Genomic DNA, 15,094 nt, shown 5'->3' with positions numbered 1-15,094 from the left:
CACATGGAAAGGCGTATCGACGCGGACCTGCTCGTCCCCGGCTCCGGCGAACCCACCGTGAACGGCAGTGTCGTGCACGCGGACGGCCGTATCCGCTTCGCCGGGCCGACGGCCGAACTGAGCGACGCGCACCGGGCGTTGGAGCCGACGCGGGTGACCACCCTGCTGCCGGGCCTGTGGGACTGCCATGTGCACTTCGCCGGTATCCGCGGCCGGGTCAGCACCGAGGAGCTGATGCTCACCCCCGAGACGCTGGCCGTCGCGCGCGGCGTCAAGGACGCCGAGACGGCGCTGCGGGCGGGGTTCACCAGCCTGCGCGACATGGGCGGCCACGGCTGCGTCCTCGCGGAGGCCGTCCGGGAGGGGACCTTCACCGGTCCGAACATCTACAGCGCGAACCAGGTCATCGGGCAGACGGGCGGGCACAGCGACGCGCACCGCCTGCCCTACCGCTGGGTGACCGACCCCTGCCGGAGCGGCGGTACGCTGCGCATCGCCGACGGGGTGGACGAGTGCGTGCGGGCCGTACGCCTGCAACTCCGGGCGGGGGCCGAGCTGATCAAGATCTGCACCTCGGGCGGTGTGCTGAGCGAGGTGGACAACCCGGTGCACCAGCAGTACCGGAGCGAGGAGCTGAACGCGATCGTCAGCGAGGCCGCACGGGCCGACCGGATCGTCGCGGCGCACTGCCACGGCCGGGCGGGCATCCTGGCCGCGATCCGCGCGGGCTGCCACACGATCGAGCACGGTACGGAGATCGACGAGGAGACCGCGGACCTGATGGCCGAGCGGGGCATGACGCTGGTGCCCACGCGCACCATCTACGAGGCGTTCCGGCAGAACGCCGCCGCGCTGCCCCCGGCCTGGCGGGACCGCTTCGAGGTCATGGCCGAACGGCATCTCACGGCGATCGGCATCGCGCACCGGGCCGGTGTCACCATCGCGCTCGGCACCGATCTGGGCACCAGCGACCGGGGCGGCCCGCTCTCCTGGGGCGGGCACGCGAGCGAGTTCGCCCATCTGACCGCCGCGGGGCTGAGCCCGCTGGAAGCCATCACGGCGGCCACCGCCAACGGCCCCGGCACGCTCGGCCCCCGGGCGCCCCGGTCCGGCCGGCTGGCAGCCGGGTACGACGCCGACCTCCTGGCGGTGGACGGGGACCCGCTGGCGGACATCACCGTGCTGGCCGACCCTGCCCGCATCACGCGGGTGTGGAAGTCCGGGGAGCTCGTGCACCGGGGCTCCGCCGTCGCCCCCGTCGCCCCCGCTGCCGGTGAGGCCGCCGTCCGGTCCGGGTGAGCGGTCCGGACGGCGGCCTGCCGCAACGGCCGAAGGGGAACCGTCCGCTCGGTCGCGGACGGTTCCCCTTCGTTCCGCACCGGCTCCCTCAGCCGGTGCGGGAAGGGTCCCAGTCGGAGAAGAACTGCGCCATCGGCAGCACGCCCGCGTTCACCTGGGCGAAGGCGTCCATGGCCCGCTGATTCCCGTCAATGTTCTCCAGGAGCTTTTCGAACTCCGGGGAGAGGGGTTCCAGCGTGGAGACCTGGAGCGTGAAGTCGTAGACGGGCTGCGCATGCCGGTCGCGGGCGGACTGGTAGCCGGTCATCGCCGTGTCGAACGGCTGCCGCCCGGACAGCGCCTCGTCGAGGGCCCCGGCGCACAGCTCGGCGGAGATGAACGCGTCGCTGATGCCCTGCGCGGTGAAGAAGTCCTTGCAGTAACCGGCGTCACCGACCAGCGCCCAGCCGGGACCGAAGGGCTTACGGAAGAAGTTCGGCAGAGCCGCGCCGACGATGCGCTCCTCACGCCGCGCACCGCGCACCCGTTCCGCCCAGGCCGGTGCCAGCTCGAAATTCTTGAGATAGTTCCCCTCGATGTCCTTCTTTATCTCACCGAACTCCGCGAACGGCCAGCAGCCACCGACCAGGGTCAGACCGTCGTGCGTCGGCCAGGCACCGAAACTCCGGTGGGGACGGGAATGGGCCTTGAAGACACCGTCCATCTCCAGCCCGCTGAAATAGCTGTAGTAACCGACCATCAATTTCGGATTCTCGTTGTACTGCGGCGCACCCACCGCACGCGCGACCAGCGAATGCAGACCGTCCGCGCCCAGCACCACCCACGCCCGCTCGGTCACCTCCGCGCCGTCGGGCCCCCGCCCCCGGACCCCCACCACCCGGCCGGCCTCGCCGAGGACGAGCCCGGAGACCGTGAACCCCTCACGGACCTCGGCCCCCGCCGCCACCGCCGCGCCCACCAGCATCTCGTCCAGGACGGTCCGGCGGGGCGCGTACGCGTACGGTTCGGCGGGCGTGCCCGGGGCGCCCGGGAGGACGAGGGAGCCGAAGTCGAACTCGTAGGTATGGATGGGCGGACAGCCCGTGGCCACGAGTCTGTCGAGCAGGCCCCACCTGCGCAGCGCCGCGACGCCCGGCGGGTGGATCAGATGGGTCGACAGCGTGTCGCTGGGGAAGGTCGCCCGGTCCACGACCAGCACCCGGTACCCCTTCCTCGCCAGCAGCATCGCGGTCGGCGCCCCCGCGCACCGCGCACCCACGACGATCACGTCATAGCGGCTCTTGCCCATCGCCCACTCCTGCCCGCACTCATGTGACGGTTCACCGGATGGAGTCCGTTCGCACATCCGGCGGAAATCGGAACAGCAGCCAGGAGACTAATCACGCTCTCAGCCGGGCGGCAATGAGACTAGATCCACGGTTGTAAAACCAGGCAACCCATCGGATGAGAGGGCGGGTATGGCCGGGGGAGCATCCGGCCTTGTACCTTCGAAAGGCCGACCGCCGAAAGAGAATGCCGAGGAGCAAGGCCATGACCTCACGTTCCGCATCCGCACTCGATACTCCGTGGGACAGTCCGCCGGAGGCGCAGGAACTCATCCAGGAAGCCATGGCATGGCATTTCGACCCGAAAACCGGATCGCCGTTCTGGCAGGAGCAGAGCAGAAAACTGGACTTCGATCCGCGTACGGACGTGCGGACCGTGGAAGACCTGTCGCTGTTCCCCAACATCGTGGACGAACTGCGCGACACCCGCATAGAGGACCTGGTCCCCCGGGGCTACGGAAGCGTCGACCGGCTGCCCGTCCCGCCGGTGGTCGGCGAGAGCGGGGGAACGACCGGGGCGCCCAAGCGGGTGTTCGTCCTGCCCGATGTCCGGGAGCAGTCGTGGGCCTGGTACTACAACAGGCTGCTGGAGCACGGCATCGCGGCGGGTGACAGCTGGCTCGGGATCATGCCGGCCGGTCCGCACATGGCCGGCATCCTGGCCCAGGACACCGCCCGGCGGTTCGGAAGCATCTTCTACACCGTGGACTTCGACCCCCGCTGGGCGAAACTCCTCATGGGCCGCGGCGCCGTCGACGAGGCGAAGGGCTACATCACCCACCTGGTCGACCAGATCGAATGGATTCTGCGGAGCCAGGACATCCGGGTGATGGTCATCACGCCGCCGCTCCTGGAGGCAGTCTGCCGGCGCGACCACCTGGTGGACCTCATCAACGAGAAGGTCAACACGGTCATCTACGGCGGCACGTCGATGGACGAGGACACGCGCCACCTGTTCCGGACCGAGCTCTTCCCGCAGATCGACTTCGTCAGCATCTTCGGCAGCACGATGATCTTCTGCGCGATGCCGGAACGGCCGGGGACACCGGCCGACGAGTCCCCGGTCTTCGACCCGCCGTCGCCGTTCTCCATGTTCTCGGTGATCGACCCCGAGACCGGGAGGAACGTGGCGTACGGGGAACGGGGCCAGGTCCTCACCCACCACATCACCCGGAACCTGTTCCTGCCCAACAACCTGGACCGGGACACCGGGGTCCGCCACCCGCACCGCCTGGGCCTCCCGGGCGACGCGGTGGCCGAGTTCAAGCCCGTACGGGAATTCGGCGCGGCCCCCGTCGTCGAAGGGGTCTACTGACGTGCGGGGCACATCCTCCGCACCGGCGGGGCTCCACGCGCTCGGTGCCGCAGGGCCCTACCGGAGCCGTAACCAGGAAGTGGTCTGCGATGTCCGGGGCGAACCGGTGGCCGAACTGAGCCTGGTTCCCTGGCTGTTCGCCCAGCGGAACATCCGGGCGCTGCGCAGGGCCACACCGCCGGACCCGGAACGGCGCAGGAAGCTCCTGACCCGGGCGGGCTGGCTCTTCGCGAGCGGCTCGGTCGACGGGGTCTCCCCCGACTCCTACCACCGGACCGTGGCCGAGGTGTCGGGCATCCCGGTGTCCACCGTACGGCAGTTGGCCCAGCAGGTCGGGGAGTACGCCGCGACCGCGTACGAGAGCGTGAGCCAGGCGCGCCCGGTCGGGGCGGCGGACAGCTGGCGCGACCAGCGGGCCAGGCGCGGCTCGGGGGTGTGGACCCGGCGCGGTGAGGTGCTGATGGTCCACGCCCCGGCCAACTCCCCTGTGGTGCACACCGCGTGGCTCGACGCCCTGGCCCTCGGGTACCGCGTGGCGGTGCGGCCGTCGCAGCGGGAGCCGTTCACCGCCCACAGGCTGGTCTCGGCCCTGCGCCAGGTGGGCTACGACAACGACCAGGTCGTCCTGCTGCCCACGGACCACCCGACGGCCGACCGGCTGGTCGCCGAGGCGGACGTGGCCCTGGCGTTCGGCTCCGACGAGGTGGCCCGGAAGTACGGGTCCAGCACCCTCGTCATGCCGTTCGGGCCCGGCCGGTCGAAGATCCTCCTCACCTCGGGTGTGGATGCCGGGCGGCACCTGGACACCATCACGGAGTCCGTCGCCGGTCACGCCGGGACCGGTTGTGTGAACGCAACCGCGGTGTTCGTGGAGGGTGATCCCGAGCCGGTCGCCGAGGCCATCGCCGACCGGCTGGGCAGGCTGCCCTCGCTCCCGCCGGGTGACGAGCGCGCCAGGCTGCCGGTCCGCCTGACCGCCACCGCGCGCGCCCTGGACCGGTACCTGCGGGCCGAGGCGGGCGACGCCCGGGCGTTGCTGAGCGCGGACACCATCGTCGACGAACTCGGCGACGGCTCGGCGGTGTTGCGTCCGGCGGTGTTCCTCCTCGACCGCCCGGACGCCCCGCAGGCCCGTATCGAGATGGGCTTCCCCTGCGTATGGGTGCTGCCGTGGCGGCGCGAGGGCGACTGGATGGCGCCCTTGCGCGACACCCTGTCGCTCACCGCTCTCACCGACGACGCCGAGCTCATCGAATCGCTGGTCGCCGAGCCGACCATCAACAAGATCCATGTCGGGGACCATCCGACCACCTGGACGCGGCCCGGCCTTCCGCACGAGGGATATCTCGGCGGGTTCCTCATGCAGACCAAGGCGGTCATCGTCAACTGACCGTAGGCGTATCCACATGTGTTGGGCCTCCGGCATCTGATGCCGGAGGCCCAACACATGCGCTCAAGGAGCTCTCTGATTGTCCGTCACATTTCCGTGGCCTCGATCATGTGCAGTGAGGAGTCCACCGGGCGGACGCTCCGCACGGTCAGACCGGCCCGCTCCACGACCTTCAACAGCCCGGCCCGGGTGTGCTTCTGCCCGCCGATGACGAGCAGCATCCGGAGGTCCATCGCGGCGGCAAGCTTCCTTCCGGGGCCGTCGTCGACGAAGTTCTCCACGATGACCATCCGGGCTCCCGGCCGTGCCACCTTCATCGCGTTGCGCAGGATGCGGACCGAGGCGTCGTCGTCCACCCCCAGGATGTTCTTGAAGAGGTAGACGTCGGCCTCGGCGGAGACCTCCTTCAGGCAGTCACCGGGCACCAGGCGCACCCGGTCGGCCAGTTCACCGCCCGGGTGCAGCCGGGCGTCGGCGTTCGCCACCACATCGGGGAGGTCGAGCAGGAACCCCCGCAGTTCCGGGTGGCGTTCCAGCAGCGTACCGAGGACGAGCCCCTGCCCTCCGCCGACATCGGCGATCGTGGCGGCCCCGGACAGCGGGAGCATGTCGGCGACGGCCGTGGCGGAGAGCCGGGTCTGCTGGGTCATGGCCCGGTCGAATATCCGCGCGGACTCCGGCCACTCGGTGTGCAGTTGCTCGTAGAACCTCCGGCCGTGCGTCCTGGTGAAGACCTCGCTCCCGGTACGGACGGACTCGCCGAGATCCCCCCACAGCGGCCAGAGCCATGGCTCGGTGCACCACAGCACCAGGTACTTGACGCTGTCCGGTGCGTCCTCGCGGAGGGCCAGCGACTTCTCGGTGTGGACGTAGAAGTCCGCGGGCTTCTCCGCGAAGACCCCGTAGGACGTCAGCGACCGCAGGAGCCGCCGCAGGGCCGCCGGATGCGCGCCGACCGCCGTCGCGAGCTCATCGGCCGTCGCGGGATCGTCGCCGAGGGCCTCGGCCAGGCCCAGGGTCACGGCCGCGCGCACCGAGGCCGCGCAGGCCGCGCTGAGCGCGTGCTCCATCACGTCCGACACCAGGGACTCGCTCGGCATGGCACTGCTCATGATCGGACACCTCTCTCATCGGGCGCGGGACGGTCATCGGGGAGCGAGACGGTCTCCGTCCTGGTCCCGGATGATCGCGCAGACATCGCGCAGCGCGGATTCCGTACGGGCGATGTCCTCGTCGGTCAGATGGACGGAGGGTTCGAACCGCACCGAATTTCCCGCGGGCCCGACCGGCAGCACACGAATCCTGTGCTCGCGCAGGATGTATCCCGCGACGACGTATCCGAGCATGCCCGAGCCGGCCTTCTCCCGGATCAGGTCGGAGGTGGCCCGCGTCTGGTCCGTGAACTCCAGCGCGACCATGAGGCCGATACCGTCGACGGCGTCCACGACCCCGGGGAAATCGGCCTTGACCGAGCTGAGCATCTCCATCAGCCGTTCCCCCCGCTCGGCGGCCACCCTGTACGCCCGGCCGTCGTCGGCCTCCAGCATCTCCAGCACCTTCATGGCGATGGCCGCGGAGAATCCGTCCTTGGCGAAGGTCGAGCTGTGCAGGACCTCGAACTCCGGGCGGAAGCGGTCCTGGTAGAAGAGGGCCACCGAATTCTTGGCGATTCCTCCGCCGATGCTTTTCGCCAGGGTGTAGTAGTCGCCCTGCAACCCCATGTGCGAACTGGCGAGAAACGCACCGGTCCGCCCCATGCCGCTGTGGATCTCGTCGACGATCAAGGGGCAGCCGACCGCGTCGCACACCGCCCTGATCTCGCGGGCCGCCGCCTCGGTCAGGGGCCGCATACCGTTCGCCCCCTGAACGGGTTCCACGAAGAAGGCGCCGATGACGGGGAAGTCCCGCTCCACCACGGTCACCGCACCGTCGGCCACCAGAATGTCGAGCAGGCTCTCGCGGAGATCCTCGATCGCCCCCTTCATCTCTTCCGGCCGGTCCGCGCGGAGGAAACGGGTCGAGGAGGACAGCGCGATGAAAGGCATCCGCCAGTGCGGGTTCTGGGTGAGCTGCACCGTGGCGACCAGCTTGCCGTGAAAGGCGTTCTCCAGCGCCAGATGGACCGGCCCCTTCGCGACCAGCTCCGCGTTCCTGCGGCCGATCTCCGCGATCAGGTGCTCGAGCTTCTCCCGGTCGTCGCGTGCGGCGCCGACCTGGACGTACGGGGTCTCGGCGACGGTCGCCCGCCCCGCGCCGACCGCCTCCCGCGCCTCCTCGACATGCCGGAGGACGTCGTCCGTGAGCCGCACGATCCGCGCCCGGCGCTCCAGCTCCGCGTGCTTCACACAGATCTCGACGGCCTCGGCCCCGCTGTTGGCGAATATCGCCGCGTAGTCGCCGTCCCCGCTCGGCGTCTCCCGCCGCAGTATCGCGTTGAGCACGGTGGCCAGGGCATTGGCGTGCGACTGCCGGGACAGCTGGACGTACACCGGAATCTGCTCGTCCAGCACGGACTTGGCGTGCTCGATGATGTCCGGGTTGTTGTGGCCGAAGATCAGCGAACCGAATCCGCAGACATGGTCGAGCACCGGGACTTCCCGACCGCTCCCGTCCCGGAAGTACAGTGTGTTGGCTTCCGCCCGAGAATACTCGATTCCGAGCCCCACACTGGCCAGCCAGTCGTTCAGCAGGCGGTCCGCAAAGATGGGTTCGCTGGCTGCACTGCTCATACCGTGCCTCTTTCGTGTAACTGTCGAGGAATCCCGCTCCGGGGGCGTGCAAGCGCCTTTTTGTTTTTGTGGTGCCCGACTTTACAGGCGCGTATCCGGCACCGGCAACGGGTCTAAACCTCGGGGTCTAATCGGCTCGAACCTTCGTTTATGTTCCCCATGGCGGGCCTCAGTTCCGGGGTAGGGTCGCCGGACGACCAGAGGTACGTTCAGGGCGACCGCTCACGTTCACGGCCGCTGAACCGTGCGGACCGGACAGCAGAGATGACGGACAAGTTCATGAAACATGACGTCAGTTATGGTGAAGAAGAAAATAACCCGGCCCGTTCGGCGCCGGTTTCCACTCTTGTCACGCCCGACGACATTCGCTACGACAACCTGTGCCACGCCTACAACTACCGGTTCATCGCGCAGCCGGACTATTTCCGTCTCGCTCATTCACCGCAGCAGGCCGAGGAGGCGGTCCGCGAGGCGGTGGCGGCGGGAAAGCGGATCACCGTGCGCTCGGGCGGGCACTGCGGTGAGGACTTCGTGGCCGCGCCCGACGTACAGGTGATTCTCGACCTCTCCCCCATGTCCCGCGTCGATTTCGACCGGGAGCGCAACGCCTTCGTCGTCGAGGCGGGCGCCTCCGTGGGAACGATGATCGGTGCCCTCTTCCGCCGCTGGGGGGTCACCGTCCCCGTCGGCTTCTGCATGGGCGTGGGCGCAGGCGGGCACATCAGCGGCGGTGGTTACGGGCCGCTCTCCAGAATGCTGGGGCTCAGCGTCGACCACCTGTACGCGGTCGAAGTGGTGGTCGTGGACCAGGACCGGAACGTGTCGACGGTGGTGGCCACCCGTGAGGAGTCCGACCCGAACAGAGACCTCTGGTGGGCGCACACCGGGGGCGGCGGGGGCAACTTCGGGGTGATCACCCGGTACTGGATGCGGTCCCCGGAGGCGTCCGGCACCGACCCGGCCGGCCTGCTGCCCCGCCCTCCGGGCGCCCTGGACATCGCGGAGGTGAGCTGGCCGTGGGACCGGCTGACCGAGGCGGACTTCGTCCGGCTGACCGGCAACTTCATGGACTGGCAGCTGGCGAACAGCGCGCCCGGCTCCCCGAACGCCGATCTGTACGCCCTGCTCGACTGTCTGCACCGCTCGGCGGGGAACATCACCCTCCACGCCCAAGTGCCCGTGGAGGCACCGGACTCCGGGGCCCGTATGGACGCGTTCCTCGAAGCGCTCGGCGTCGGCGTCGCCACCGCACCGGCCGTCCGGCGGAAGTCCCTGCCGTGGCTGGCGGCGAGCCAGTATCTGGCGGTGCCCGACACCGGACCGACCGCCATCGGGCTGCGGTGCAAGGTCAAGTCGGCGGATCTGCGCGCCCCGCACAGCCCGGAACAGCGCGCCACCCTTTATCGCCATCTCACCGGCGACGACTACCGGGCCACCTATGCGGCGGTGGAGTACATAGCGTACGGCGGAAAGGTGAACACCGTACCCTCCACCGCCACGGCCATACCTCGGGACGCCCTGCTGAAAACGTTCTACATGGTCACCTGGCAGGACCCCGCCGAGGACGACCGGCATATGCGGTGGATTCGCGAGCTGTACCGGGACATGCATTCCTCGACGGGCGGGGTACCGGTGCCGAACGACGTCAACACCGGCGCCTACATCAATTACGCGGATGTCGATCTGGCGGACCCGGAATGGAATACGTCCGGCGTTCCCTGGCATGCGCTGTACTACGGAGACAACTATCCCGGGCTGCAGGAAGTGAAGGCGCGGTGGGACCCGTTGAACATCTTCCACCACACCTTGTCCGTAACGCATCCCCGTACACCGACACAGAAGGAATGGTGAGTTCATGGCGACCGAGGCCGACGCCCGCCGCACCGTGATATCAGCGATCTTCGGGACACTGGCCACCCAGGCCGTCGGCGCCGCCGCGCGGCTGGAGCTGGCCGACCGTATCGGCGACGGCGAGGCCGACACCGACGAACTGGCTCTCGCCTGCGGTATGCCCGCCGAGCAGCTGGGCAGACTGCTGCGCGCCCTGGCCTCGCTCGGCCTGTGTGCCGAGCCCAGGCCCGGCCGGTTCGCGCTCACCCCGGCGGGGGCGCTGCTGCGCCGTGACACCCCGGCGTCGCTGCTGGCCTTCGCGAAATTCCTCACCCATGACGTCTTCCAGCGCAATTGGCTGAATCTGGAGGAGTCGCTGAGCACCGGCCGGCCCGCTTTCGACACGGAGTTCGGCGAGCCGGTGTACGACTATCTGTCGGACCGGCCGGAGCTGGCCGCCCTGTTCCACTCGGCCATGAGCAAGCGCCATCTGCCGCTGGAGATGGCCGCGGCCATCTCCGCGGCCTACGACCTGGGCCGTTTCAGCACGGTCGTCGATGTCGGCGGCGGCGACGGGACGCTGCTCGCCGCGTTCCTCGACCGGTACCCGCATCTGACGGGCACCGTGTTCGAGACCGAGGCCGGGGTGGCACGGGCGGAGGAGACGATCGCCGCGTCCGGGCTGAAGGAGCGGTGCCGGGCGGTCGCGGGGGACTTCTTCGCCGAAGTGCCCAAGGGCGCCGACCTGTATCTCATCAAGAACGTCGTGCTGAACTGGGACGACGAGAGGGCGTGGACGATTCTGCGCCGGGTCCGGGCGGCGATGCCCGACCACGGAAGGCTGCTCATCGCCGAGCCGGTGCTGCCCGACACGGCCGATGCGGACACCATCAACCACGCGGCGCTGGAGAACCCGTATCTGACGGATCTGCACATGCTGGTCACGATCGGCGGCCGGCAGCGCACCCGGGCGGAGTACACCGCGCTCTGCGCGCGGGCCGGGCTGCGGGTCACCGAGGTCGTGCCGCTGGCCCAGGAGCTCAACGCCTCGCTCATCGAGGTCGTACCCGACACCGTGGCCTGAGCGCGTGGCGCGACCGCGTGGCGCGACCGCGTGCGGGTCCGGCCCACCGCCCCTGGGCCGGGCCCGCACGCGCTCAGCCACGCACGGCGTGCGGGCCGGTCAGGAGGACGGGTCCTCCCGGCGCTGCTGCTGGACCAGCCCCTGGCGCATGGCCATGACCACGGCCTCCGTACGGTCCGCCACACCGAGCTTGTGGTAGACCATGTGCAGATGGGCCTTCACCGTCTGCTCGGTGATGTGCAGGGCGCGGCCGATCCGCCGGTTGGACAGACCCTGGGCCAGCAGGTTGAGCACTTCCTTCTGGCGCCGGGTGAGCGGCAGGGGCTTCTGGGCGCCACCGGGCCGGGCGTCCCGGGCGCCGGTTTCGCCGACGGAGTCGTCCTCGGAGCGCGCCGGAGTGCGCGGTACCGCCGCCGCTGTCTGAGCCGGGACGCCACGGGCGCTCCGGTGTCGCGGGGCGACCAGGTTCTTGCGTGCGCGGCGCGCGACATCGCCGAGCTCCTGCAAAAGGGTCAGCACTTCGTCGATCTGGATGATGGCCGCCTGGGCTTCGTCTTCATCCTGGCGTTCCGTTAACGGCATGACATTCACACGATCAATCACCGGGTGATTCGCCTTTCGCTTGGACGAGGCATTTAACGAGCGCTGCTGACTCCGGGGGGTCGCTTCGTGATGCCGATGGCGCCGCGAAATCTGACGATCACCCGAAGGTCAATGCGGTGATATTCATCCAAATATGAGTCCGGCACCTATATGAGATTGTTACCGCGGTCCCGGCCGCCGTCAACCAGTGAAACGATTTTGCGACAGCGGCCGACCGGGGCGGCCGTGACGTTCCGTCACTCAGCCGCCCGCCGCCTCCGCGATTGACCACGATTGACCGCGGAGAAAATACATGTAGCCACCATGCGAATAGTTCTCATGCGAATGGAATTCTTGGCGGCAGCCATGGACGGGCGGGATTGGTCAGGACCTTTCGATCACACCCGCTTTCCCTCGTCATTCTTACCCCGATGGCCGGGCCGACGGCATGTGATATTGACCGCCATGGACTTCCGGCCGACGGGGGCACGGCCGCTCATCGTTTCGTCCCTTCACCGAGCGCGGTGACCGGGGCGGTCTGTCGCGGGGAGAACGCGAGGAGCAGACCGCCCGTGGCCGGATGGGTCAGATGCGTACAGGCGACTCCGAAGACGGTCTCGACGAGTTCGGGGTTGAGCACCTCCGCGGGCGGGCCGTCCGCGACGATCCGCCCCCGGTGCAGGACATAGATCCGGTCGCAGTAGGTGGCGGCGAGATTGAGGTCGTGCAGCACACACAGCGTCGCGCGCCCCAGATCCCGTACGAGCTCCAGGAGTTCGAGGGCCGCGTACACATCGAGGTGGTTGGTCGGTTCGTCGAGAAGGAGCAGCGGGCTCTCCTGGGCGAGCGCGCGGGCCACCAGGGCGCGCTGCCGCTCACCGCCGGACAGGGTGGAGAGCCTGCGTCTGCGGTGATCCGCCAGGCGGACCCGCTCCAGTGCGGCGGTGATGGGCGCGTCCCCGCGGCCGGTGGCCGACTCGAAGGTCCGGAGCCACGGCCCGCGCCCCATGGCGACGATCTCCTCCACGGTGAAGTCGAAGTCCGGGGTGCTGTCCTGGGCGACGAGCGCGGCGCGCCGTGCGACCTCGCGCTGACCGAGCGTCGTCACATCGTCGCCGGAGAGCGCGACACGGCCGGCGAAGGGGTCGAGCGCGCGGTAGATCGTACGCAACAGGGATGTCTTGCCACTGCCGTTGGGGCCGACGAGGCCGACGCGTTCGCCGTCCCTCACGGTGAGGTCGCAGTCAGCGACGATCGGGGTGGAGCCGATGCGGACGCTCACACCGGACAGTTCGACTTTCATGACGCCTCCGAGCGCCGCAGCAGCCACAGGAAGACCGGCGCGCCGAGCACGGCGGTGATGATCCCGATGGGGAGTTCCTCGGGGCGGACGAGAACACGGCAGAGCACATCGACCACGACGAGGTAGATCGCGCCGACGAGCATGGCGATGGGGAGCAGACGGCGGTGGTCCGGGCCCACGACCAGGCGTACGAGGTGGGGAACGATGAGCCCCACGAAGCCGATCCCGCCGGACACGGCGACGAGGACGCCGGTCAGGAGGGAGGCGACGACCAGGAGGCGGATACGGACGCGGTGCACGGAGACGCCGAGCGAGAGCGCCGCGTCGTCACCGGCCGCGAGCGCGTTGAGCGTCCGGGTCTGCACCATCAGATGGACGCCGACGACCAGCACGGCCGCCGCCGGCAGCGCCAGGTTCGACCACGACGACTCCGACAGGGAGCCCAGCAGCCAGAACAGCACCGAATGCGCCGCCTCCGCGTTGCCGCTGCGGAAGATGACGAAGCTGGTGGCGCCGCTGAACAGATAGGAGAGCGTCACCCCGGCGAGGATCAGACGGCCCGGGACGACACGGCCTGCGCGGCGCGACAGCCCGAGGACCGCGACCATCGCCATGAGCGCTCCGACGAAGGCGGCGGCCGATGTCGACAGACCGGCCACCGCCACCGACCCGAGGGTGATCACGATGGAGGCCATCAGCCCGGCACCGGCGGAGACACCGAGCACATAGGGGTCGGCGAGCGGATTGCGGACGGTCGCCTGGAGGGTGACACCGACGAGGGCGAGCCCCGCGCCGACGACGGCGGCCAGCAGAACGCGCGGCAGCCGCAGGTTCCACACGATCTGGTCGTCCATGACACTGGCGGACGTCCCGGCGCCGGTCAGATGGTCGGCGATGACCCTGGTGACGGTCTCCAGCCGGACGCTGACGGACCCCACCGACACGGCCACGCAGACCGTCACGAGGAGGGCGGCGAACAGCAGCGGCGCGATGAGGGAGAGGGGGGCGTGCCGGCCGCCGCGGAGCCGTGGCGGCCGGCGGCCGCCCGGTGGGCGCTCCTCGGCACGGGCGGCGACGGCGGTGGGTGTTTGCTTGTGCATCGCCAGCCTTACTGAGTGCGGAAGGCGCCCGGGTGGAGGAAGCGCGCTATCTCGGTGACGCCCTCCACGGGCCTCGTGCTGCCGCGCGCGCCGGTCTTGGCCGCGTCGATGACGAGGACCCGTCCCTCCTTGACCGCGTCCACGGTGGGGAACGTACGGTTCAGGAAGGCGACCGCTTCGTTCCGGCCCTTCGTCGTCGCCGTGAAGTTGTCGACGATGATGGCCCGGGGGTTGCGCGCGACGACCTGTTCGGGGCTGACCGGGGCGAACTGGCCCGGCAGGTCGGCGAAGACGTTCTTGCCGCCCGCCCGTTGGAGCACGTCGTTCGAGAGGCCGCCGGAGGTCACGTAGAGCTGACCGGCCACCTGGGAGATCTCGGCGACCTCCTGCCGGGGCTCCTGGGCGGTCCGGCGGCGTACGTCGTCGAGGCTGCCGCGCAGCTTGTCGGCCAGCTTCCGCGCGTCGGCCTTCACCCCGAAAATCGTGCCGAGCTGCTGGATGTCGGTGTCGAGCGCGTCGAGCCCGGAGGTGTCCGAGCGCAGGTCGGCCGCGCAGCCGCCGCCGACCACATAGGTGGCGATGCCCAGTTTCTTCAGTTCGGCGATGCTCGGGCTGCCCAGTTTGCCGGAGACCTTCTCGACCTGATCGGTGATCAGGAGATCGGGCTTGGCGGCGACCAGGGCCTCCACGCTCGGGTTGCGCGTCCCGAGGCTGGGCAGCGCCGCGAGACGGTCCTTCAGCTCGGGCGCGGGGGCGGACTCGCCGCGTGTCTTGGCGACGATCCGGTCGCCGACACCGAGCGCGAAGAGGGTGTCGGCTATGGCGTCGGTGGTGATGACCACGCGCTCGGGGACCCGGTCGAGCTCGACCGTACGGCTACAGGACTCGAAGGTGATCCTGCTCGCCCCGCTCTCCTGGCGCGAGCCCGCGTCGGTGCCGCCGCACCCGGTCACCCCGACGGCCGCGAGCGCGACGAGGGTGCTGAGCACGGCGGCCCGGGGCCGGTTCGGAACAGCAGTTAATCCACGACGCGGTGACGGACGGTCAGGATGCGGCTGGAACATGGGCAGAAGTTCCCTTCAGTAAACGTCTTGATAGGCACCACCGGGCGGCGCAGGCATTATTGAATGAGCCTCA

Annotated in this window: 10 protein-coding genes and 2 pseudogenes; 5 read left to right on the top strand and 7 right to left on the bottom strand. The window is 69.5% G+C overall.

Annotated features, from left to right (window positions below; translation table 11 throughout):
• Positions 1-3: 3 nt before the first annotated feature.
• Positions 4-1,233 (top strand): annotated as a pseudogene (locus B7C62_28985) (amidohydrolase).
• A 154-nt stretch (positions 1,234-1,387) separates the two neighbouring features.
• Here B7C62_28985 and B7C62_28980 read toward each other — a convergent pair.
• Positions 1,388-2,587: an oxidoreductase gene (locus B7C62_28980; protein ARF75849.1), complete on the bottom strand. Its 1,200-nt coding sequence runs from the start codon at positions 2,585-2,587 to the stop codon at positions 1,388-1,390.
• A gap of 242 nt (positions 2,588-2,829) precedes the next feature.
• On the opposite strand from B7C62_28980, the gene B7C62_28975 reads away from it, so the two are divergent.
• Both B7C62_28975 and B7C62_28970 read left to right on the top strand, forming a co-directional pair.
• Entirely contained in the window at positions 2,830-3,939 is a 1,110-nt protein-coding gene (locus B7C62_28975; protein ID ARF75848.1) for a phenazine antibiotic biosynthesis protein, read from the top strand.
• Position 3,940: 1 nt separating this feature from the next.
• Positions 3,941-5,329: an aldehyde dehydrogenase gene (locus tag B7C62_28970; protein ARF75847.1), complete on the top strand. Its 1,389-nt coding sequence runs from the start codon at positions 3,941-3,943 to the stop codon at positions 5,327-5,329.
• Positions 5,330-5,415: 86 nt separating this feature from the next.
• On the opposite strand, the gene B7C62_28965 is transcribed toward B7C62_28970, so the two are convergent.
• On the bottom strand, positions 5,416-6,441 hold the full coding sequence (locus B7C62_28965) for a methyltransferase (protein ARF75846.1): 1,026 nt from the start codon (positions 6,439-6,441) through the stop codon (positions 5,416-5,418).
• Between the two features lie 33 nt (positions 6,442-6,474).
• Entirely contained in the window at positions 6,475-8,058 is a 1,584-nt protein-coding gene (locus B7C62_28960; GenBank protein ARF75845.1) for an aspartate aminotransferase family protein, read from the bottom strand.
• A gap of 279 nt (positions 8,059-8,337) precedes the next feature.
• Here B7C62_28960 and B7C62_28955 point away from each other — a divergent pair, with 279 nt between their 5' ends.
• Both B7C62_28955 and B7C62_28950 read left to right on the top strand, forming a co-directional pair.
• On the top strand, positions 8,338-9,909 hold the full coding sequence (locus tag B7C62_28955; protein ID ARF77416.1) for an FAD-linked oxidase: 1,572 nt from the start codon (positions 8,338-8,340) through the stop codon (positions 9,907-9,909).
• A gap of 4 nt (positions 9,910-9,913) precedes the next feature.
• Positions 9,914-10,972: a methyltransferase gene (locus tag B7C62_28950; protein ARF75844.1), complete on the top strand. Its 1,059-nt coding sequence runs from the start codon at positions 9,914-9,916 to the stop codon at positions 10,970-10,972.
• 99 nt (positions 10,973-11,071) lie between these two features.
• Here B7C62_28950 and B7C62_28945 read toward each other — a convergent pair whose 3' ends face one another.
• From B7C62_28945 to B7C62_28930, 4 genes and pseudogenes are all read right to left on the bottom strand, one after another.
• The gene (locus tag B7C62_28945; GenBank protein ARF77415.1) at positions 11,072-11,506 is read right to left on the bottom strand and encodes a helix-turn-helix transcriptional regulator; all 435 of its coding nucleotides are present in this window, start codon (positions 11,504-11,506) and stop codon (positions 11,072-11,074) included.
• 471 nt (positions 11,507-11,977) lie between these two features.
• Positions 11,978-12,857, bottom strand: a pseudogene (locus B7C62_28940) (histidinol phosphatase).
• Positions 12,854-13,957 (bottom strand): ABC transporter permease, encoded by a 1,104-nt coding sequence (locus tag B7C62_28935; GenBank protein ID ARF75843.1) that lies wholly within the window; start codon positions 13,955-13,957, stop codon positions 12,854-12,856. The pseudogene B7C62_28940 and the gene B7C62_28935 overlap by 4 nt, the downstream one beginning before the upstream one ends.
• An 8-nt stretch (positions 13,958-13,965) precedes the next feature.
• On the bottom strand, positions 13,966-15,021 hold the full coding sequence (locus tag B7C62_28930) for an ABC transporter substrate-binding protein (GenBank protein ID ARF75842.1): 1,056 nt from the start codon (positions 15,019-15,021) through the stop codon (positions 13,966-13,968).
• Positions 15,022-15,094: the final 73 nt, after the last annotated feature.

This window comes from Kitasatospora albolonga, from assembly GCA_002082585.1.
GTDB lineage: Bacteria > Actinomycetota > Actinomycetes > Streptomycetales > Streptomycetaceae > Streptomyces > Streptomyces stephensoniae.
The sequence above is the reverse complement of the archived record's forward strand: the minus strand, read 5'-3'. Positions and strand labels throughout refer to the sequence as shown.